Origin of the sequence: Paractinoplanes deccanensis (genome assembly GCF_016862115.1) — a bacterium.
Classification (GTDB): Bacteria; Actinomycetota; Actinomycetes; order Mycobacteriales; family Micromonosporaceae; genus Actinoplanes; species Actinoplanes deccanensis.
On sequence record NZ_BOMI01000003.1, the window covers coordinates 40096 to 60227 of the forward strand.

Sequence of the window (20132 nt, forward strand, 5' to 3'; positions counted from 1 at the left end):
TCTGTTCCGCCATCCTTCGAACCACGGGTGGGCGCCGACATCGGTCAAGTGACTGTCCGGGCAGAGCCAATCGCCGACGGTGACCTTCGTTACAGGACAAGCCCTACGCCACCCGAGCGACGCCCGGGCCCGTGAGCCGCGGCCGGGCGGCGCCGACACGGCCCGTCAGCACCAGGAGCACGGCAGCGATCGGCCCGGACACCTCGTCCCCCTCTCCGGCCGACCATTCGACGTCGGTGGCGACCAACCGCACCCCGCGCAGGCGGCGGCGCGCCCAGAACGGCCACCCCATGGTCCAGACCCGGGTGGCCCCGGCCGCGGCGGCCGCGGGCGGCATGGGGACGGAACGGCCCAGCGGCAGCGCGATGTCCTGGGCGTGCACCAGCGTGTCGAACAGGATGTTCCGGTAGTTCGTGACGAACGGCAGCCGGCGCGAGTCGGCGTGTTGCTGGATCTCGTCCACCAGGTCGGCGACCGGGCGCTGCGCGTGCCGTACCGAAACGTCGTGGTTGAGGCGGTGGAAACTGCCGCGGGCGCGCACCGCGTCGGCGGTCATCGACCAGACTCCGGGCGGCTGCGGCGCCAGGGCGACGTGGGCGGCGACGTCGCGCACCCGCCAGCCGGCGCACAGCGACGGGCTCTCCCACTCGGCGGCGGACAGCCCGCTCAGCAGCTCCGCCAGTGTGCGCCTCTGCTCGGCGATGACCTGCCAGCTCTGCTCCCGGTCCATGGCCGCCCCCTCAACTGGTACGATCCTCTGACTAAATTTAGTCAGATACTCTGACCGCTTCAAGGAGTTCCGGCATGCCCGAAGAGGTGAATACCGGGGTCCTGCTCTTCGTCGCCTACCGCGCGATGGAGAAGCGGGTGCTCGACGCGATCGCCGAGGCGGGCTTCGACATCACCCCGGCACAGGCACGGATCTTCCAGCGCATCGGCCCGCACGGCACGCGCCTGAGCGAGCTGGCCGAGCAGGCCCAGGTGACCAAGCAGACCGCCGGCTTCCTGGTCGACCAGCTGGAACGAGCGGGCTACGTGGAGCGCGCGCCCGACCCCACCGACGCCCGCGCCCGCCTGGTGCGCATCGTCGACCGCGGCCACGCGGCCATCCCCGTCGCGGCAGCCGTGGTCGCACAGGTCGAGGCCGAGTGGGCCGCCCACCTCGGCAAGCGCCGCATGAGCGCCCTCCGCGACGCGCTGACCCACCTGCGCGAGATCACCGACTGGCCGCCGGCCGCCCGCTAGGTGCCGCCGAGCACCGCCGCGTAAGCCGCGCGGGCCAGGCGCGAGCCCCAATACGAGCGCGGCCCGCCATACGGCGCCTCCGGCCCCGAGGGTGGGCAGAGGACCGTGACCGAGTCCGTGGCCGTGCCCGTGGCGTCGATGCCGCGGTCGCGGATGGCCTGCGTCTTGGCCTCGGTGACCGTGGCGACCGCGTTGACCAGGGCGCCCTCGCTGAGCAGCTGGGGCACCCAGGCGACGATGTTGACCGTTCCGGCCCGGTGGGCGACCTCGGGCGGAGCGGCCGCCTGGGTGGGTGTGCCGAGGCCGACCGTGGCCCAGAGGCGCACTCCCCCGTCGGACGCGTGCACCACCTCGGCGACGTCGACGCCGGTGAGCAGGCCGACGCCGGGGCCCTCCAAGGCCAGGCCGGTGGCCAGGGAGGCCAGGTGGTCGGCGGGGTCGTCGCGGTCGTACGACATCGGGACCGTCACGTTGATGATCCAGGAGCGTAAGCCGATGCCGCCGCCCAGCACGGCCGACGAGATGGCGCGCAGCGGGGACGGGAGGCGCCAGACCAGCATCGGGCCCGGAATCAGCTCGGGGTCTTCCACTCCGGCTCCAGGACGGCCCAGATCTGGGTGTCGTGGCGGACGCCCTTCCACGGGTAGTTGGCGCGCAGCGTGCCCTCCAGGGTCATGCCGAGGCGGCGGGCCACGTTGGAGCTGGCCACGTTGTCGGGGCGGCAGTGCCATTCGGCGCGGTGCATGCCGCGGACCGTGAAGGCCCAGTCGATCAGGACCCGCACGGCGCGGGTGACCAGGCCGCGGCCGGTGCCGGCGGGCTCCAGCCAGCAGCCGACCTCGCAGACGCCCGACCGGGTGTCGAAGCCGACGAACATCGTGCCGCCGACGAGCACGCCGTCGAGCCAGATGCCGTAGATGCGGTTGCCGTCGGCCGCCTGCCAGTCCGCGTAGCGCTGGAGGGTGGCCCGGGCCGAGGCGAGGTCGGCGCTGCGGCTCGCCCACGGGATCCACGGGTCGACGGTCGCCCGCGCCCTCTCCATGTGCTCGAAGAACTCCGGCGCCTGCCACGGTTCCAGCGGGCGCAGCTCGGCGCCGTCCCCCAAGTCGACCTTGAACACCAGAGAAGAGTAGTCCGGCGGCAACTTTGCCGTCGCCCGACGTCCATCCACTCCCTTTTACATTGACCTCGGTCTATCTAAGGGGAGAACATGGACCTTGTGCGTAAGGTGGCGGCCGGAGTAGCCGGCGTGCTGGTGGCGGCCGGATTCGCCGCGCCCGCCCAGGCGGCGCCGACCCGGGCGGAGGTGGCGCTGCGGTGGGCGCCGATCCACTACCAGGACGTGGACGCGACGGGCACCCACGCCCTGGGCGGGAAGTCCGACTACATCACCCGATACGACTTCGACGGGAACCTGAACGGCCGGGACAACTGGGACAACGCCGGGCAGAACACTGACGCCGCGGTGTACTACTCGGTCCTCGAGACCTCGACGCACTACTACGTCACGTACTTCTTCTTCCACCCGCGCGACTGGATCGACCACCCGTTCTTCGAGACCGAGCACGAGAACGACGGCGAGGGCGTCCTGGAGATCATCGAGAAGGACGGCTCCGCGTACGGCTCGCTCAGGGCCGCCGTGACGGTCGCGCACAGCGACTTCTTCTCGTACGTGCCGAGCGGCAGCACCTGGACGAACGGCGGCGAGACGATCGACGGGACGCTTCAGCTCCAGTCCTCGCCGCACGACTCGTTCCAGCACCCGGTGACCGCGCAGGAGCGCGGCGGCCACGGCCTCAAGGCGTACCCGCAGTACACGATCGACGGCGACGGCATCGTCTACTACCCGTCGGCGAGCGTCTCCGAGTCGCCGAGCGGCACGAACGACCGCGACGTGCGCTACCAGCTGATCGACATCTTCGCGTCCGGCGGTCTGTGGGCGCAGCGCGGCACGGCCGGCCTGTTCGCCTCGCTCGGCACGTTCGCCGGCGACACGACCGGCGGGTGCGGTTCCGGCACGTACGGCTGTGGCACCAACTCGGCGAACGCCCCGTGGGGCTGGGACGACGGCAACGACGTGCCGGCGCGTGGCGAGATCGCGACCGACCCGGCCAAGCTGGCGGCCGCGTACTTCACCATCCCGGGCACGCCGTCGCGGACGTACGCCTACAACCCGTACTCCGGCGCCGCCGCGGCGCTGAAGGCAGCCCAGTCGCTGCCCCGCACGATCGACTGAGCCACCGGGGGTGAGCGCCGGTCCCGGGTGCTCACCCCCGGGTTCGTGAATGAAGCGCGCTTCTCACCCGGCTGCCCGGCTAGGGTGGAATTCGTGGCGCTGAAGGTGAAGGTGAACAAGCGGGCGATCACCGTCCTCGCGATCGCGGGTCTGGTGATCATCGCGCTGGTGGTGAGCCGCGGCGGGGACGGCGGCGACGGGCCCGGCACCATGGACGCGGCGGCCACGCAGGGCTGCGACGACTTCAACGCCGGCTACCCCAAGGCCGGCAGCGAGAGCAGCCGGCTCGCGCTCGCCGACAGGGTCAGCGCCTCCACCATGAAGACCGGCAACGACGCGATCCGCAACGCGGCCGCCCAGGTCGGCGACGCCGCCAACGAGACGAGCGCCGAGTGGAAGGCGGCCGGCGACGCGCTGCTCGCGGCCTGTCGCGACGCCGGCTGGGCCAGGTGACCAGAGAGCTAGTGCGGGCCGCCCTGCGGGCTGTAGGCGGTCAGGAAGCGGTCGCGGAACTCGCTCATCGGCCAGACCGGCGCGCCCGGTGACGGGGTGAGCCCGTCGGTCCAGCCCCAGCTCGCGATCCGCTCCAGCACCTTCGGGTCCTTCGCGACGATCGAGACCGGCACGTCCTTGCTCGCGTTCGAGCCCACGACCACCGAGTTGGGCTGGTGGTCGCCGAGCATCACGAGCACCGTGTTCTCGTCGCCGTACGTCTCCAGGTACGAGGTCAGGCTCTCCACGGAGTAGGCGATCGAGCCCGCGTACGCCTGGCGGACCCGCTCGGGGTCGGCGAACAGGCTCTGCGGGCTCTCCGCGCCGGAGATCATCGAGTCGTACGCCGAGCCGTCGCCGATCTGGTCCCACGGCAGCGTCCGGGGCACCGGGGTCCACGGGGTGTGGCTGGAGGTGAGCGTGACCTCCATCAGCAGCGGGGGCCGCTTGGCCTTGCCGTGCTCGTACGCTTGCACCTGCCGCATCACGAACTGGTCGGGCATCGTCGACCAGCTCAGCGCCGGCCCCTCGTAGCCCAGCGTGTGCGAGTCGTAGACCTGGTCGTACCCGTAGAAGTCGCCCTCCGGCCACGCGTAGGTGACGCCCGGCTCGAAGCCGACCGTGCGGTGCCCGGCGCGCTTGAAGGCGCTGGTCAGCGTGAGCCGGTCGGTGGCGACGAGGCTGCGGTAGCGGTTCTGGTTGTCGATCCACAGGCCGGAGAGGAAGGTCGAGTGCGCCAGCCAGCTCCCGCCGCCGAAGGTGGGCGAGGTGAGGTAGCCGGTCGCCGCCTGGAACCCCTTGGCCGCGAGGCCCTTCTGGTCGGCGGCCAGCTGGTCGAGCACCGGCCGGTTGAAGCCGGGGTTCTCCACGGCGTCACGGCCGTAGCTCTCCACGAAACCGATGATCACGTCCTTGCCCCGCAGCGCGCCGAGGAGCTGGTCCGGCGGCATGTCGCGGAACGCGTCGACCTGCACCTCCTTGGCGAAGGCCTTGCGGTCGGCGATGTCCTTGGGCACGGCGAGGACGGTGTCGCGGGCCAGCTCGCTCGCGCTCGTGGAGGCCACCGGGATGCCGCCGACGAGCTGGTAGCTCATCGCGGCGAGCGCCAGCCACGCCACGGCGGCCGTCGCCACCGTCGCCCGCACGAGACCCGGACGCTGCGGCAGGGCACGGCTCAGTCTCCGTACCGACAAAGTCATCAGGACCAACGACGCGGCCGCCAGCAGAACGGCGACGGCGGCGACGCCGAAGGCGCCGCCGGCACCGATCGAGTCCTCGAGGAACCGGTAGCCGTCCTCGAGCAGCACCCAGTCGAGCACCGGGTCGAACTGGCGGGCCAGCACGGCGAAGAAGCCGATGTCGATGATCTTGAGGATGGTCAGCACGCCGAGGACCAGGCCGAGCACGGTGGCGGTGATCCGCCGGGCCCGGTACGGCAGGGCGAGCAGCACGGCGACCGCGACCAGGGCCTCGATCGGCACCCGCAGCAGCGCGGTGCCCCAGAAGTTGCCCGGTGGCAGCCGGGTGATCTGGTCCGGCAGCACCAGGGCCAGGAAGACCAGGAGACCGGCGAACGTGGTGAGCGCGATGCCGCCGACCCGGCGCGCTTGCTTCATGAGGATCCTTACCGCCGTTACGTACCTGCTCCCGGGTACACGGCGATAACGCGGATACGGTTCAAGCGGTGACGCCCGCCGGGCGGGTGAGCAGGGACACGATCTCGTCGGCGGCGGCCGGACGGCCGAACAGATAGCCCTGACCGTGGTCGATGCCGAGCCCGCGCAGCGTGGACCACTGCGCGTCGGTCTCGATGCCCTCGGCCACGGTCTTCATCTTCAGCGCCTGCCCGAGCCCGGCCACCGCGTCCACCAGCGCCACGTCGTCGGCGTCGACGTCCACCTCGTCCACGAACGTCTTGTCGATCTTGATGACGTCGACCGGGAGCTGCTTCAGGTAGCTCAGCGACGAGTAGCCGGTGCCGAAGTCGTCGATCGCCAGCCGGACGCCCAGGCCGCGCAGCGCGTGCAGGGTCTGCTTGGCGCTCTCGATGTCGGCCATCAGCATCGACTCGGTGATCTCCAGGGTGAGGCTCGCCGCGTCCAGGCCCGACTCGGCCAGCGCGTCCGCGACGTCGTCGACGAGGCCGGCGTACTGGAACTGCCGGGCGCTCAGGTTGACGTTGACGTGCAGCCCGGCGGCGGCCGGCGACTCCGCGCGCCAGCGGGCCAGCTGCGCGCAGGCCTGCCGCAGCACCCAGCGGCCCAGCGGGACGATCAGGCCGTTCGCCTCGGCGCTGGCGATGAAGTGGTACGGGCTGAGCAGCCCGTCGCGCGGGTGCTGCCAGCGCACGAGCGCCTCCACCGAGGTCATCCGCTGCGTCTGCATGTCGACGACCGGCTGGTAGAGGACGACGAACTCCTCGTTCTCCAGCGCCTGCTCGATGTCGGCGCGCAGCTGAGCCTCCTCGAGCACCGACATGGTCATCGTCGGGTCGAAGATCGCGTAGCCGTTGCGGCCGGCGCGCTTGGCCGCGTACATGGCCAGATCGGCGTTGCCGAGGAGCTGCTCCGCGTTGCCGTCGGCGCCGCTGGCGATCCCGATGCTCAGCGAGCAGGTCACATCGCGACTTCCCAGCCGTACGGGCTCACGCACGGTTCCCAGGAGCCGCTCGGCCAGCGCGGCCGCGTCGCCGTCCGGCAGGTCCCGCAGCAGGATCGCGAACTCGTCGCCGCCGAGCCGGGCGAGCAGGTCGTCCGGGCGCACGTGCCGGCGCAGCCGGTCGGCGATCGTGGTGAGCAGGTCGTCGCCGGCGCTGTGCCCCAGGTTGTCGTTGACCAGCTTGAAGTCGTCCAGGTCGAGCAGCAGCACGCTGACCGGCCGGCCGTCGGCGACGGCCTCCGCGAGCCGCTCCCGGAACAGCGCCCGGTTCGGCATGCCGGTCAAGGAGTCGGTGTACGCCTGCCGGCTGAGCTGCCGTTCGAGCTCACGCCGCTTGCTGATGTCGCGCAGGCTCACCACGGCGGCCTGGAGGTCCGGGCTGTTGATCCAGTTCGTGCCGATGACGTCGACGTCGACGTCGACCCACTTGCCGCTCTCGCCCCTCTCGCAGCGGAAGCGCGACTCGGTGCGCATGCTCAGCCCGGTCGGCAGCTCCAGCAGCTCGGCGAAGAACTTCTGGGCGGCGGGCCGCCGCTCGACGGTCATCAGCTCGCTGAGCCGCTCGCCGAGCAGGGCGGCGGGCTCGCGCCCGAGCAGGTGCTCGACGGAGGGGCTCACATACTTGAGGCGCCCGTCCCGCCCGATCGCGAGCACCGCGTCCGCCGACGCGGCGAGCAGCGTCTCGAGGCGGCGCTCGGCGATGAGCCGCCGGGCGTCGAACCTCCGGCGGCTCTGGGCGCCGACAGCGGTGAGCCCGACGACGCAGCCCATCATCGCCACGAGCAGCGACGTCGTCCCGAAGTCGGCACCGCCCCGCTGCGGCAGCAGGACCGCGTAGCCGCCGACGGCGAGCACACCCAGCCAGATGACCACCTTGGGCGACCAGAGCGCCATGCCGGTGATCAGCAGCAGGACGGCGGCGGGCACGTAGAGCAGCCACCCGTCCGGATCGGCCAGCCCGAACAGCAGCAGCACCGGCAGCTGCGCGAACCACCACAGCAACAGCCGGCGCCGCTTGAGGTGGTCGCGCACGATCCGGTTCCACGGCACCCAGAAGGCACCCACCTGCAACGCGACGGCCGCGGCGACCGGAACCAGCCACCACCTCGCGGACGGCGCCCACCCGAGGGCGATCCGAACCCCGCCGATAGCCGTGACCACAACAGCTATACCCGCCCCGATGCGCAGCTGGCGAGCCCAGTATTCAGCTGTGTGATCGTCCATCTCGACACGTCGCACGGGCGCACCGATCGGTCACCCTGGGTGCAACCTGAGAGAAACCTTCGGCGGCGCTTCGCCCACCCATGACAAATGTCAGTGGATGAGTGAGCGCTCGCTCAGTAAGGTGGTCGCGTGGAGACGAGGCGACGGCGGGTGCCGGCTCTGGCGCCCGAGGAGCGGCGGGCCGCGTTGGTGGCGGCGACCATTCCCCTGCTGCACGAGCATGGGGTGGACGTGAGCACTCGGCAGATCGCCCAGGCCGCGGGAGTGGCCGAGGGGACGATCTTCGGGGTGTTCGAGACCAAGACGGAGCTCGTCGTCTGCTCGGTGGTCAAGGCGCTCGATCCGCAGCCGACGCTGGAGGCGCTGCGGGCCATCGACCGGGGGCTGCCGTTGCGGGAGCGGCTGGCGCGGGCCGCCGAGCTGGTGCATGCGCGGTTCGCGGAGAACGCGCAGCTCATGGCGGCGGCGCGCAAGCTGGTGATCGCGGCACGGGACGAGGCGACCGTCAAGCAGATGACGGTCAACCGGGAGTCCCTGCGGCGGGCGCTGGCCGAGGTCATCGAGCCCGACGCCGAGCGCCTGCGCCGGCCGCCCGAGGCGGTGGCGACTCTTCTCCTGATGTTCTGCGGTGCCAACACGTACGGGCCGTTCGGCGACCCGGCTCATTTGGACGGGGCCGAGACGGTCTCGTTGATGCTCGACGGACTACTCACACGGGGGGCTCAGTAGTAGTGCTGATCCAACTGCTCCGCGGCCATCTCCGGCCGTACCGGGGCGCGATCGGGCTGGTGGTGCTCTTCCAGTTCGTGCAGACCCTGGCAACTCTCTACCTTCCCACCCTCAACGCCGACATCATCGACAACGGCGTGGTCAAGGGCGACACCGGCTATGTCATGCGCATCGGCGGGTGGATGCTCGTCGTGACGCTGGCGCAGATCGCGGCGCAGGTCGTGGCGGTCTACTTCGGGGCCCGCACGGCCATGGCGGTCGGGCGGGACGTGCGCGCGTCGATCTTCGAGCGGGTGCAGGAGTTCTCCGCCCGCGAGGTGGGACAGTTCGGCGCGCCGTCGCTGATCACGCGCACCACGAACGACGTCCAGCAGATCCAGCTGCTGGTGCTGCTGACCTTCACGCTGATGGTGTCCGCCCCGATCATGTGCGTCGGCGGCATCGTGCTGGCGCTGCGGCAGGACGTGCCGCTCTCGTCGATGCTGCTCGTGATCGTGCCGGTGCTGATCTGCACGGTGGGCCTGATCATCGTGCGGATGCGGCCGCTGTTCCGGTCGATGCAGGTGCGCATCGACCGGGTCAACCAGGTGATGCGCGAGCAGATCTCGGGCATCCGAGTGATCCGGGCGTTCGTCCGCGACGAGCGCGAGCGCGACCGGTACGAGGTCTCCAACGCCGAGCTCACCGACGTGTCGCTGCGCGCCGGCAAGCTGATGGCGCTGATGTTCCCGACGGTCATGCTGATCGTGAACGTGTCGAGCGTGGCCGTGCTCTGGTTCGGCGGGCACCGCATCGACTCGGGCGCGATGCAGATCGGCGCGCTCACCGCGTTCCTCAGCTACCTGATGCAGATCCTCATGTCGATCATGATGGCGACGTTCATGTTCGTCATGATCCCGCGGGCCGAGGTGTGCGCCGAGCGCATCGAGGAGGTGCTGGGCACCGAGTCGAGCGTCAAGCCGGCCGCGCGGCCGGTGACCACGCTGCGCGAGCACGGCCACCTCGAGCTGGAGAACGTCGACTTCCACTACCCGGGCGCCGAGGCGGCAGTGCTCAGCGGCGTCGCCCTGACCGCCCGGCCGCGCGAGGTCACCGCGGTCATCGGCAGCACCGGCAGCGGCAAGACCACGCTGCTCAACCTGATCCCGCGGCTGTTCGACGCCACCGGCGGCCGGGTGCTGGTCGACGGGGTCGACGTGCGCGACCTCGACCCGGAGCTGCTGGCGAGGACCGTGGGCCTCGTACCGCAGAAGCCCTACCTCTTCTCCGGCACGATCGCCTCCAACCTGCGGTACGGCAACCCGGACGCGACCGACGAGCAGCTCTGGCAGGCGCTCGAGGTCGCGCAGGCGCGAGACTTCGTCGAGCGCATGGAGGGCGGCCTGGACGCGCCGATCGCCCAGGGCGGCACCAACGTGTCCGGCGGCCAGCGGCAACGGCTCGCGATCGCCCGGGTCCTGGTGCACCGGCCGGAGATCTACCTGTTCGACGACTCGTTCTCGGCGCTCGACTACGCCACCGACGCCGCGCTGCGGGCCGCGCTCACCGACCACATCGCCGACGCCACGGTGGTGATCGTCGCCCAGCGGGTGAGCACCATCCGCGACGCCGACCGCATCGTGGTGCTCGACGACGGCCGGGTGGTCGGCACCGGCACCCACACGGAGCTCATGGACACGAACCCCACGTACCGCGAGATTGTCTTGTCCCAGCTCACGGAGCAGGAGGCCGCGGCATGACCGAGCGAAGCGAGCGTCATGATCGCGCCCTTGTCTCTTTTTGGTTGGGAGGCTCAGCGTGACCGCCCCTATCCGCCGGCCGGGGCCTGTTCCGGGAGGACCGCCCGCGGCTCGCATGATGGCGGCCGGAGGGCCGCCCGAGAAGCTCCAGGACTTCAAGGGCTCCACCAAGCGCCTGCTCGGCCTGCTCAAGCCGCAGCGCGCGTACGTCGGGCTCGTGCTGCTCTTCGGCGCGTGCAGCGTCGTGCTCTCCGTGCTCGGGCCCTACCTGCTCGGCAAGGGCACCGACATCATCTTCTCCGGTGTCATCGGCCAGACGATCAAGGGCGGTGTCACCAAGGAGCAGGCGATCGAGGCGTTGCGCGCCCGCGGCGAGGGCACGCAGGCCGACCTGCTCGCCGCCGTCGACTTCGTGCCCGGCCAGGGCATCGACTTCGACCGGCTGCTGCACCTGCTGACCTGGGTCGCCGTCGTCTACGTCTGCGCGTGGCTGTTCGGCGTCTTCCAGGGGCGCATCACCGCGTACGTGGTGCAGACCTCCGTGTCGCGACTGCGCCGGCAGGTCGAGGAGAAGCTGGCGCGGCTCCCCCTGTCCTACTTCGACCAGCAGCCGCGCGGCGAGGTGCTGAGCCGGGCCACCAACGACACCGACAACATCGCGCAGACGCTCCAGCAGACCTTCGCCCAGCTCGTGACCGCGCTGCTGATGGTCGTCGGCGTCCTGGTGGCGATGTTCTGGATCTCCTGGATCCTGGCGCTGATCGCGCTGATCACCGTGCCGGTGTCGGTCTGGGTGACCACGATGATCGGCAAGCGCTCGCAGCCCAACTTCGTCGCCCAGTGGGCCACCACCGGGCGGCTCAACGGCCACATCGAGGAGATGTTCACCGGGCACTCGCTGGTGAAGGTCTTCGGCCGCGAGGACGAGGCGCGCCGCACCTTCTCCGAGCACAACGAGAAGCTGTACGCGTCGTCGTTCAAGGCGCAGTTCATGTCCGGGCTGATCCAGCCGGCCATGATGTTCATCAGCAACCTGAACTACGTGCTGGTGGCCGTCGTCGGCGGCCTGCGGGTGGCGTCCGGCTCGCTGTCGCTGGGCGAGGTGCAGGCGTTCATCCAGTACTCGCGGCAGTTCAGCCAGCCGCTCACCCAGATCGCCAGCATGGCCAACCTGGTGCAGAGCGGCGTGGCCTCGGCCGAACGGGTGTTCGCGCTGCTCGACGCGCCGGAGCAGAGCGCCGAGCCGGCGCCGGCCGACCTGGGCCGGGTGCGCGGCGAGGTGGCCTTCGAGAACGTCTCGTTCCGCTACCTGCCCGGCAAGCCGCTCATCGAGGGCCTTTCCCTGACCGTACGGCCGGGGCAGACGGTCGCCATTGTCGGGCCGACGGGGGCCGGCAAGACGACGCTCGTGAACCTGCTGATGCGCTTCTACGACGTGACGTCGGGGCGGATCACGCTCGACGGCGTGGACATCGCGACCATGCCGCGGGAGCAGCTGCGCGAGCACATGGGCATGGTCCTGCAGGACACGTGGCTGTTCGGGGGCACGATCGCGGAGAACATCGCGTACGGGGCCGACTCGTTCGACATGGACGCGGTGCGGCAGGCCGCGGAGGCGGCGCACGTGGACGCCTTCGTCCGGATGCTGCCCGACGGCTACGACACGGTGATCGACGAGGAGGGCTCGAACGTCAGCGCCGGCCAGAAGCAGCTGATCACGATCGCGCGGGCGTTCCTCGCCGAGCCGAGCATCCTGATCCTCGACGAGGCGACCAGCTCGGTCGACACCCGCACCGAGGTGCTGATCCAGCGCGCGATGGCGACGCTGCGGGAGGGCCGGACGAGCTTCGTCATCGCCCACCGCCTCTCCACCATCCGCGACGCCGACGTGATCCTCGTGATGGAGCAGGGCTCGATCGTCGAGCAGGGCACCCACGACGAGCTGATCGCGGCGGAGGGTGCGTACGCCCGGTTGTACTCGGCCCAGTTCGCCCAGGCGGTCGTGGAGGTCGACTGACTCACAGATGGAGATGGGGGGCGGCCGTCCGGCCGCCCCCCATCTTCACTTACCGCTGGTTACTTGATGACCGGTCGCACGATCGCCGAGTAGCCGGTGTTGATGCCCTGCGACGGCACACCCTCGACCCAGGCGCGCAGCGCGATGGTGCCGCTCGGAGCGGTCGTCGTGGCGGTGTAGGCGCCGTTCACGTTCGCCCGGCTCACCAGGATGTTGGTCCAGGTGTTGGGGCCGGTCCAGCGCTGGACCACGACCTTGCGGCCGGCGGCGTTCGGGCTGCTCTTGACCAGCACGGTCACGTGGTCCGCCCGCGGCGAGGACGCCGTGAGGGTCACGCCCTGGGTGATCGTCACCCGGACCTCGTTCGAGTTGACCTCCTGCGACTGCGCCACGAAGCGCATGCCCTGCGAGATCGTCCGGGTGAACGAGTAGTTGCCCGTCGCGGTGGCCTTGGTGTTCGCGATCCACGCCAGCTCGCCGCCGCCGATCGGGGCACCCCACAGCTCGACCGTGGCGTCGGGCGCGACCCGGCCGGTGATGGTCACCGGACCGGCACCCGTGCGTCCCGGGGCGCTGATGGTCGGCCGGTTGTCGCCGGGCTCCTCGCCCGGGCCCTCGCCGCCCTGGTCGCCGTCGTCGTTGGCGGCGATGGTCAGCACGCCCTGCTCGACCTTGCCGGCGGTGCCGAAGGCGCTGCCGCTGACCAGGACGGTCTCGGCCGGCTCGGGCCGCTCGTCGTCGGTGATGTCGATCGGGTCGCCGACGTTGACGGTGCTGCCCGAGAGGGTGCCGCCGTCGATCGTCAGGCCGATCGTGCCCGGGTCGCTGAAGTCGTCGGCCGCGGCCGCGGCGCTGCCGTTGGCCGAACCGCCCCGGGCCGTGACGTTGTAGCTGACGTCGTGCTGCGCCACGCCCATGGTGGTCGCGGTGAGCTGGACGCTGTCGCCCTCGTCGGCCTCGTCGCTGTTGATCCGCACCGACGGCGCCGGATCGTCATCGGTGATCGTGACCTTGGCGGTCTTCGGGGTTCCGGTCACGATCAGGTCGGTGCCGCTGACCGTGTCCGTGGCGACCTCGACGCTCAGCGACTCGTCGCCCTCGAAGACGTCGTCCCCGTTGACCAGGAAGTAGGCGAAGCCCGTGGTCTGACCGGCCGGGATGATGACGGTGGCGGTCGGGTCGACGTAGTCGATGTCACCCGGGTTGGCGCCGGCGTCCGTGGCCCCGCCCTGTCCGGTGCCGGCCGCGGCCGTGACGTTGAACGTGGCGTTGGCCGCCGTCGCCCCGCTGAGCTTGACGGGCAGGACGGCGACGGTGCCCTCGTTGCCCTCCTTCAGGACGAGCGGCGCGACGCTGAAGGACGGAGCCGAGTCGTCGTTCCTGATCGTGAACGGCACCGGGCCGGTGTTCAGGTCGGTCGCGAGGGTCGCGTTCGCCGCGAGGATCTCAACCTCGAAGGTCTCGTCGGTCTCCAGAGCCGAGTCGCCCACGATGTCCACCGTGAACGTCTTTTCGGTCTCACCCGGCTGGAAGATCAGCGTGCCCGGCCGCGAGATGAAGTCGGAGCCCGGCGTGGCGGGGTTCGTCTGTCCCGCGGTCACGGCGTACTGAACCTTGACCTTCTGGCCCGACGGCTTGTCCAGGCGCACGGTGAAGGTCTGCGCCTTCACGCCGGAGTTGCCCTCGGTCGCCGACCGGGTGGTGGGCAGGAGCCGCACCTCCGGCGGAACGTTGGTGTCGGTGATCGAGCCCGTCGCGACGAAGTCCTCGGCGAGCTTGCCGATCGTCGGGTTGCTGAGCGTGAGGTGCATGTCCTCGGGGTTCAGCTCGTCGATGGTGTCCCGCGTGCTGCGCACCTTGACGTGCTGGAGCTCGTTGCCCTCGGTCGTGTCGTCGCTGGCCGTGGCCGCCCGGAAGGTGACCGTGCCGTTGCCGCCGGTGTAGTCCTGACCGGCGACCGCCCGGCCGTGCGGGCTCAGCGGGTCGGCCTCGTAGTCAGCGCCCGGACCGTCGTCGGTATGCCAGGCGGCGGTGACCGGCCGCTCCGAGGCACCGGAAAGGTGGACCCGGAAGTCGATCTCGTCGCCCTCGTTGGCCGCGCCCGCGGCCACGACGTCGATCTCGGGCTGGTCCTCGTTGTCGTGGATGTTGACCGTCGCCGACTGCGTCCCGGTGACCGTCGGGCTGGTCCCGCCCCGGACGGTGAACGACTGGACCGGCTCCTCGAAGACGTCGTCGTTGTTGATCGTGACCGGCACCTCGTCACTGTCGAGGGCACCGGCCAGGATGGTCAGCACGGGCGGCGTGACGGTGTCGAGCGCCACGAAGTCCTGGTTGGCGCCCGCCTTGGCGGTGCCGGCCTGCGTGGAGAGCGGGATCTCGATGTCCTTGCCGGAGGGCGCGCTGAGGGTGGCCGAGACCATCACGCTGGGCGCGCTCTCGTCCGGGTTCGCGTCGTCGACCACCAGGCGGTAGGCCGGCGGGGCGTCGTTGTCCCGGATGCTCGCGTTCACGGTGATCGGAGACTGCGGGCTCGGCAGCGTCAGCGTGATCTCGAGGTTCTCGAGGTCCTGCTCGTCCATCGTGTCGTTGACGGTCCCGATCGAGACGGTCTGGTTCTGCGCCGACGTCGCGTTCGCGGCCGCCGGGAAGATCACCGATCCGCTCATCGCGACGACGTCGTCCTCGTCGATGGTGGGGTCGAGGCCGTCGGCGACCGCCCAGGTCACCTCCGCCTCGTCGAGCGGGCCACCGCCGGCGCGGCTGAGGCGGATGTCGATCCGGCCGCCCTCGGTCACCTCGATGGCGCCGGTGCCCACGCGGGTGATGTCACCGACCGCGGCGTAGGCGGGCGAGGAATTGATGACGGCCGGCGTGAAGCCGATGGCGCCCGCGACGGCGACCGCGAGGATCCGCCGTACGGACTTGGGGCCACGCAGCATGAACGGAACCGAGCCGCTCGTGGCTGCATGGGCTGTGGAAGAGCGCATGTCTTTCTTTCTCCTTCGGCGGCTGGGCTGCCTCCGGTGGGGGAGGCCCCTGGCTTTGCGTCCCCGCCTTGCGACGGGTTTGCCTGTTCGGGCACCGCACCTGAGGGCGGCTCGGGGGACCGGCTGCGCCGGTCTGAGCAACGCGTGAGGTCGCGCCTTCCGTAATCTAACCGGCGTATCCCCCCGTTAACGGCGGAATGCTTTTTTCGGCTTAAATCGACCTAAGGTGCACATGGTGGCGCGCATCACGCCCTGCGGCGGCGCCGGGCGGGCCCTCGCGAGCCAGGCGTGGCCGCGGCCGGCAGGAAGAACGTGAGCAGATCTCGTTAGGCGGCGGGACGGGAACCTCGGCCGGCCAGGGCCGCCTCCTCGGGGGCGCGGGCGTCGTCGGGCTGGTGGAGGACGATGCCGCGGCGTTGGTCCAGCCGCGGTAGGAGACGACGTGGTGGAGCGGTGTGTCATCGAGGAAGGGAACGCGGACTCCGGCCCGGTCGGCGCGCAGCGAGCTTCAGCCACAGCGCCGAGGTCTACGGCGGCCAGACTGCGGAGGGCGCGCAGGAAGAGATAGCCCTCGAGGCAGGAGGACTGCGCATCCTCGGCGGCGCCGGGGTCCAGCCGGCGGCGGAGGGGGTTCGGCTGGGGCGCACACCTTGGCGCCGTCGTCGGGGCGGTCAGGCGGATAGTGGCTTGGCGCCGATCAGCGTCGCCGAGGCAAGCCGCAGGACCTTCGCCGATCGTGGCGACCGGGCACAAAAGGGGCGAATCGGAGCAGGCGGCGGACCGGGCTCACCCACCAGGCCCACCCACCAGGCCCACCCACCAGGCCCACCCACCAGGCCCACCCACCCGGGGGCCACCGCCCAGGTTAGGTGCTGTCAAGCGGCTCAGCCGAGTTATACACAGGCCCGGCGCCGCGCGGTCGCCGTTGTCCACAGGGGAACGGTTCCGCCTGACGGTGGCGGGTGGGTGGGTTGGACTTTCTCACGGTTGACGGTGGAGGGCCGGGGGTGCGCACTCACGACTGAGGAGCACTTTTACGTCGAGAGTGCGCACCCCCGACCCTCCACCTTGCCTGGTGTCCACTGACGGCCAGTCGGTGGTCCATCGCCGCTTTGTGGCTGGCCGGGCTGGGCGGTCCCCTTGCGGCCGTCGGGGTCGTTGTTCGCTGCCGCGCTGTGGTCCGGGCCAAGGCAGATCGGTCACGCAGGCACGCTTCGTCGTTGGTCCATCGGCAATTCCAGGCCGGTCGCGCGGGTTGGTGGCTGCTGACTCGCAGCAGTCAGGCGGGCAGGCACACATCGTTGATCCATCGGCAGCCAAGGCCGGTCGCGCGGGTTGGTGGCTGCTGACTCGCAGCGGTCGGTCGGGCAGGCACACGTCGTTGATCCATCGGCAAGCCAAGACCGGTTCCGCGGGTTGATGGCACAACTGCGTGATCTGAGAGCTGGGGCAAGCTGCGGGTTGTCGACCGGCGGTGCAGAGGCAAGGTCAGCCGTTGGAAGAGTGCGCCGCTGAACGTGCCCGTCGGGTTCGAGCCTCGGCATGTCCGTTGTGGACAGAACGAGGTGGCGCGGCGGGCCGACGCGGTGGAGCCGACCGAGGAGGCCGTCTTGCTCGGCGCGTGTCGCGCGATGGGTCGAGCCGCCGGTCTGAGGGCCGGCTATCTGGTGGGGGCGGAAGGCCGTTCCGCCTCGCGGGTCAGGTGTAGGGCCAGGGCGGGGCATCGGTCGACGGCGCGCTGGGCGTTGGGTTCCAGGGCGGGTGGCACTGTGGGTGAGGGGCTGCCGTCGCGGGCCATGGGGTAGCCCCAGTCGTCCTCGGCGAGGAGCTCCGGCAACAGTTCGGCGCAGAGGCCGCGGCCGTCGCAGGCCGTCCAGTCGATGTGCAGGCGGGTCATGGCGGGGCTCCGTGGCGTCAGGGGGTGTGCGTGGCCAGGCAGTGGCCGTTCAGGTGGGCGGTCACGTCTGCCGAGAAGGCGCGCATGGCGCTGGCGATCAGGCGGGCCGTGCCGTCGGGGTGGCGGCAGGCGCCGCGGCCCGTGACCAGGTGGGTCAGGCGGGTCACCTCGGCGGGGAGGGTGGGGCGGGCGCGGAAGGCGGCGAGGTCCGCCAGGGTGGTGGCCAGGCGGGGCAGGCCGTTGACGCAGGGACCGCACTGGCCGGCGGACTGATCGGCCAGGTAGCCGGCGATCCTCGCGGTCTCGGCCAGGCCGCACGCGCCCAAGGGCAGGGCCGTCACGACGCCGGCGCCCGGTGTGGCGCCGTACGGGGACAGCGCCTCGCGGCTGATCGGCAGCGCGGGGTCGGCGGGCACCCACGCGCCGTGGTAGCCGCCGACCAGGACGGCGGCGAGCGGTGCGGTCGGGCCGCCGGCCGCGGTGATCAGGTCGCCCAGGGGTACGCCGTAGCCGGCCTCGACGACGCCGGGGGCGGCGACCGCGCCGCCGATGGTGGCCAGGAACGTGCCGGGCTCGTCGTAGGTGCCGGCGGTGCGGAACCAGCCCGCGCCGTACCGGGCGATGAGGGCCAGGTGGGCCAGCGTCTCGACGTTCTGCACCAGGGTGCCCGTGTCGGGCAGGCGGAACCGCTTGTCCGCGGGGACCGCGCCCCGGCCGGCCACGGCCGCGGCCACCGCCGACTCCTCCCCCGCGACGAACGCGTCGGGCGCCGTCACGAGGGTGACCGGGATCGGGTCGCGGCGGGAGCCGAGGACGGCCCGGAAGGCGGCCGGCTGCGCAACGTAGAGGTACGCGGTCGAGGCGCGCGCCGCCCGGGCGATCAGCTGGAGGCCGTCGAGGACCAGGTGCGGCTGGTACGTCAGCAGGGCCTTGTCCTTGCCGGAGGCCGGTTCGCCCTCGGCGCCGTTCGCGATGATCGTGGGTGGGCGGCCGGAGACGAGCACCGCGTTGAGCTTGCGCCACAGCGGGAAGCCGGAGCCGCCGCGGCCGGTCAGGCCGGCGTCGCGGGCCAGGCCGACCACCTGGCTGGCGTCGAGGGTGGGCAGCGGGCCGTGGCCGGTCTGGGCGAGCAGGCGGCGCTGCACGGTGGGCGCCTCCGCGACACTGGTCATCGGACCTCCTCCAAGGGGCGCAGGCGCGGGGCGACCTTGCGCTCGGCGCGGTGCGGGAAACGGGTGAAGTTCGGGGTGAGCCGCCAGGCGACGGCGGCCAGCACGACGGCGACGCAGATCATCGAGACCGTCCAGAGCCAGGCGGTGCCGTTGTCGGAGCCGGTGCCGAGGCCGTGCAGCAGGGCGACGGGCCAGCAGAGGTACGCCAGCCAGTGCACGGCTCGCCAGGCGCGGGCGCCGATCCGGTGCCGCAGCAGGCTGGTCACCACGATCGCCACCATCAGGTCGAAGCCGAGCGTGCCGAGCCCCTGCCAGACCGGCCGGTAGTTGCCCACGAACGGGAGCACCACGTCGAAGAGCCGCAGCTGCGCGTACGGGTCGAAGAGCAGGCTGACCACGTGCAGCACGAGGAAGACGACGGCGAGCAGCGCGGCGTTGCGGTGCAGCAGGCTCACGGCGAAGCGGGGCAGGCCGAAGGCCGTACGGCCGGACCGTGCCCCGATGCCGAGGGCCACGACGACGGTGAGCAGGACGAGGGCGACGACGCCGCTGCCGCGGGCGAAGTACCAGAGGGCGTCGGTCATGACGGCCACCCGCCGATCCGCAGCACCTCGAGGTCGGCGGTGACGATCCGGCTGGGCACGCCGCGCAGCAGGCCGAAGGCGCGGTGGCCGCGGACGACGGCGGCGGTGCTGAGCGTGTTGGCCCGCAGGCAGCTGTACGCGGCCACGGACACGGTGCGCCAGACGGCCGGGGCGGGCAGGCCGGTGCGCGGGTCGAGGATGTGGTGCAGGTGTCCCCACGTACGGCCGGCGGTGCTGGACGTGGCGATCGCGGCGCCGCCGGGCAGGCGTACGGCATGAGCGGGGTCTCCCGGACGGTCCCGCACCAGGACCTTCCACCCGCCCGCCGGCGAGGGACCGGCCGTGGCGATGTCGCCGCCGAGCGCCACCATGACGCCGGTGCCGAGACGCCCGGCCACGAGCGCGGCGCACCGGTCGGCGGTCACGGCCTTGGCGGTCGCGCCGAGGTCGAGCAGGACGCCGTGCGGGACGGTCAGCATGCCGTCGCTCAGCCGCACCGCGCGCCAGTCGGGCACGGCGAAGACCCGGACGGCGGGCGCGACGGTGCGGCCGGTGATCTCGGCGAAGTCCCGGTCGTAGCCGAGGCCGCAGAGGGCCGCGCCGATGGTCGGGTCGACGTCGCCGCCGGTCTCGCGGGCGGCGGTCAGGGCGGCCTCCACCAGCGAGGCGAGCAGAGGACTGACCGCAACGGGCCGGCCGGGGGTGACCTGGCGCAGCTCGGAGTCGGGCCGGAAGCGGCTGCACGCGAGGTCGACGGCGGCGAGCTCGGCCCGCACCAGCGCCGCGGCCTCGTCGATCAGGGCGGGCTCGGTGACGACGACGCGGGCGACGGTGCCCCAGACGTCCCACTGCGCGGTGTCGGCGCCGATCGGCAGGGTCTCGGCGAGCGGCATCTCAGGACCCTCCCGAGGTGGCGCCGCTGCTCCCGCTGTCCGGCGAGCCGCTGTCGGTGGAGAGGGACGGCGAGTCGGTGCTGGTCGCGCTGTCCGTGTTGTCGGTCGTGGTGACCGTTGTGCCGCTCTGCTGGTTGTCGGACGCGTAGGCGGCAGCGGCCACGGCCGCCGTCCCCACCGCCGACGCCGCCACCAGGACGCCGGTGAGCAGCGCGGTGCGCCGCAGTCCGGTCTCCCGCTTCATCGGTTGCCTCCT

The 20132-nt window shown here is 71.5% G+C and carries 17 protein-coding genes and 1 riboswitch; of the genes, 6 read left to right on the forward strand and 11 right to left on the reverse strand.

The window, feature by feature from the left end; all coding sequences use genetic code 11:
- Positions 1-103 precede the first annotated feature (103 nt).
- Entirely contained in the window at positions 104-730 is a 627-nt protein-coding gene (locus Ade02nite_RS01230) for a maleylpyruvate isomerase family mycothiol-dependent enzyme (protein WP_203759593.1), read from the reverse strand.
- A 74-nt stretch (positions 731-804) separates the two neighbouring features.
- On the opposite strand from Ade02nite_RS01230, the gene Ade02nite_RS01235 reads away from it, so the two are divergent.
- Positions 805-1245 carry a MarR family winged helix-turn-helix transcriptional regulator gene (locus Ade02nite_RS01235; protein WP_203759594.1) on the forward strand — a complete coding sequence of 147 codons (441 nt, stop codon included), beginning with the start codon at positions 805-807 and terminating at the stop codon, positions 1243-1245.
- Here Ade02nite_RS01235 and Ade02nite_RS01240 read toward each other — a convergent pair.
- Together Ade02nite_RS01240 and Ade02nite_RS01245 are read right to left on the reverse strand one after the other, a co-directional pair.
- A complete protein-coding gene (locus Ade02nite_RS01240; protein WP_203759681.1) occupies positions 1242-1805 on the reverse strand; it encodes an adenosylcobinamide amidohydrolase in 564 nt (187 codons plus the stop codon). The two genes, Ade02nite_RS01235 and Ade02nite_RS01240, sit on opposite strands and share 4 nt — an antisense overlap.
- 11 nt (positions 1806-1816) lie before the next feature.
- Positions 1817-2365: a GNAT family N-acetyltransferase gene (locus Ade02nite_RS01245; RefSeq protein ID WP_203759595.1), complete on the reverse strand. Its 549-nt coding sequence runs from the start codon at positions 2363-2365 to the stop codon at positions 1817-1819.
- 90 nt (positions 2366-2455) lie between these two features.
- Here Ade02nite_RS01245 and Ade02nite_RS01250 point away from each other — a divergent pair, with 90 nt between their 5' ends.
- The gene (locus Ade02nite_RS01250; protein WP_203759596.1) at positions 2456-3481 is read left to right on the forward strand and encodes a hypothetical protein; all 1026 of its coding nucleotides are present in this window, start codon (positions 2456-2458) and stop codon (positions 3479-3481) included.
- 93 nt (positions 3482-3574) lie between these two features.
- Positions 3575-3934 (forward strand): hypothetical protein, encoded by a 360-nt coding sequence (locus tag Ade02nite_RS01255; RefSeq protein WP_203759597.1) that lies wholly within the window; start codon positions 3575-3577, stop codon positions 3932-3934.
- A gap of 8 nt (positions 3935-3942) precedes the next feature.
- Here Ade02nite_RS01255 and Ade02nite_RS01260 read toward each other — a convergent pair whose 3' ends face one another.
- Both Ade02nite_RS01260 and Ade02nite_RS01265 read right to left on the reverse strand, forming a co-directional pair.
- Positions 3943-5589: a sulfatase-like hydrolase/transferase gene (locus Ade02nite_RS01260; RefSeq protein WP_203759598.1), complete on the reverse strand. Its 1647-nt coding sequence runs from the start codon at positions 5587-5589 to the stop codon at positions 3943-3945.
- A 61-nt stretch (positions 5590-5650) separates the two neighbouring features.
- A complete protein-coding gene (locus Ade02nite_RS01265; RefSeq protein ID WP_239168427.1) occupies positions 5651-7855 on the reverse strand; it encodes a putative bifunctional diguanylate cyclase/phosphodiesterase in 2205 nt (734 codons plus the stop codon).
- 129 nt (positions 7856-7984) lie between these two features.
- Here Ade02nite_RS01265 and Ade02nite_RS01270 point away from each other — a divergent pair, with 129 nt between their 5' ends.
- The 3 genes from Ade02nite_RS01270 to Ade02nite_RS01280 all read left to right on the forward strand — a co-directional run bounded on the left by Ade02nite_RS01270 (position 7985) and on the right by Ade02nite_RS01280 (position 12340).
- Entirely contained in the window at positions 7985-8584 is a 600-nt protein-coding gene (locus tag Ade02nite_RS01270) for a TetR/AcrR family transcriptional regulator (RefSeq protein WP_203759600.1), read from the forward strand.
- Between the two features lie 2 nt (positions 8585-8586).
- Complete coding sequence (locus Ade02nite_RS01275; RefSeq protein WP_203759601.1) at positions 8587-10323, forward strand: ABC transporter ATP-binding protein; 1737 nt, start codon at positions 8587-8589, stop codon at positions 10321-10323.
- A 118-nt stretch (positions 10324-10441) separates the two neighbouring features.
- Complete coding sequence (locus Ade02nite_RS01280) at positions 10442-12340, forward strand: ABC transporter ATP-binding protein (protein WP_203759682.1); 1899 nt, start codon at positions 10442-10444, stop codon at positions 12338-12340.
- Positions 12341-12399: 59 nt separating this feature from the next.
- Here Ade02nite_RS01280 and Ade02nite_RS01285 read toward each other — a convergent pair whose 3' ends face one another.
- The 6 genes from Ade02nite_RS01285 to Ade02nite_RS01310 all read right to left on the reverse strand — a co-directional run bounded on the left by Ade02nite_RS01285 (position 12400) and on the right by Ade02nite_RS01310 (position 20120).
- A complete protein-coding gene (locus Ade02nite_RS01285) occupies positions 12400-15330 on the reverse strand; it encodes a Calx-beta domain-containing protein (RefSeq protein ID WP_203759602.1) in 2931 nt (976 codons plus the stop codon).
- Positions 15331-15344: 14 nt separating this feature from the next.
- Positions 15345-15424: riboswitch (cyclic di-GMP riboswitch) on the reverse strand.
- A gap of 1566 nt (positions 15425-16990) precedes the next feature.
- A complete protein-coding gene (locus Ade02nite_RS01290) occupies positions 16991-17227 on the reverse strand; it encodes a ferredoxin (RefSeq protein ID WP_203759603.1) in 237 nt (78 codons plus the stop codon).
- A gap of 17 nt (positions 17228-17244) precedes the next feature.
- Positions 17245-18399 (reverse strand): NADH-ubiquinone oxidoreductase-F iron-sulfur binding region domain-containing protein, encoded by a 1155-nt coding sequence (locus Ade02nite_RS01295; protein ID WP_203759604.1) that lies wholly within the window; start codon positions 18397-18399, stop codon positions 17245-17247.
- On the reverse strand, positions 18396-18983 hold the full coding sequence (locus tag Ade02nite_RS01300) for a ferric reductase-like transmembrane domain-containing protein (protein ID WP_239168429.1): 588 nt from the start codon (positions 18981-18983) through the stop codon (positions 18396-18398). The genes Ade02nite_RS01295 and Ade02nite_RS01300 overlap by 4 nt, the downstream gene beginning before the upstream one ends.
- Positions 18980-19876: an FAD:protein FMN transferase gene (locus Ade02nite_RS01305; protein WP_203759606.1), complete on the reverse strand. Its 897-nt coding sequence runs from the start codon at positions 19874-19876 to the stop codon at positions 18980-18982. The genes Ade02nite_RS01300 and Ade02nite_RS01305 overlap by 4 nt, the downstream gene beginning before the upstream one ends.
- Before the next feature lies 1 nt (position 19877).
- On the reverse strand, positions 19878-20120 hold the full coding sequence (locus Ade02nite_RS01310) for a hypothetical protein (RefSeq protein WP_203759607.1): 243 nt from the start codon (positions 20118-20120) through the stop codon (positions 19878-19880).
- Positions 20121-20132: the final 12 nt, after the last annotated feature.

Coding starts and splice junctions, on each gene's coding strand:
- Ade02nite_RS01230 (WP_203759593.1), bottom strand. CDS start 730: ATGGACCGGGAGCAGAGCTGGCAGGTCATCGCCGAGCAGAGGCGCACA.
- Ade02nite_RS01235 (WP_203759594.1), top strand. CDS start 805: ATGCCCGAAGAGGTGAATACCGGGGTCCTGCTCTTCGTCGCCTACCGC.
- Ade02nite_RS01240 (WP_203759681.1), bottom strand. CDS start 1,805: ATGCTGGTCTGGCGCCTCCCGTCCCCGCTGCGCGCCATCTCGTCGGCC.
- Ade02nite_RS01250 (WP_203759596.1), top strand. CDS start 2,456: ATGGACCTTGTGCGTAAGGTGGCGGCCGGAGTAGCCGGCGTGCTGGTG.
- Ade02nite_RS01260 (WP_203759598.1), bottom strand. CDS start 5,589: ATGAAGCAAGCGCGCCGGGTCGGCGGCATCGCGCTCACCACGTTCGCC.
- Ade02nite_RS01265 (WP_239168427.1), bottom strand. CDS start 7,855: ATGGACGATCACACAGCTGAATACTGGGCTCGCCAGCTGCGCATCGGG.
- Ade02nite_RS01280 (WP_203759682.1), top strand. CDS start 10,442: ATGGCGGCCGGAGGGCCGCCCGAGAAGCTCCAGGACTTCAAGGGCTCC.
- Ade02nite_RS01285 (WP_203759602.1), bottom strand. CDS start 15,330: ATGCGCTCTTCCACAGCCCATGCAGCCACGAGCGGCTCGGTTCCGTTC.
- Ade02nite_RS01290 (WP_203759603.1), bottom strand. CDS start 17,227: ATGACCCGCCTGCACATCGACTGGACGGCCTGCGACGGCCGCGGCCTC.
- Ade02nite_RS01295 (WP_203759604.1), bottom strand. CDS start 18,399: ATGACCAGTGTCGCGGAGGCGCCCACCGTGCAGCGCCGCCTGCTCGCC.
- Ade02nite_RS01300 (WP_239168429.1), bottom strand. CDS start 18,983: ATGACCGACGCCCTCTGGTACTTCGCCCGCGGCAGCGGCGTCGTCGCC.
- Ade02nite_RS01305 (WP_203759606.1), bottom strand. CDS start 19,876: ATGCCGCTCGCCGAGACCCTGCCGATCGGCGCCGACACCGCGCAGTGG.
- Ade02nite_RS01310 (WP_203759607.1), bottom strand. CDS start 20,120: ATGAAGCGGGAGACCGGACTGCGGCGCACCGCGCTGCTCACCGGCGTC.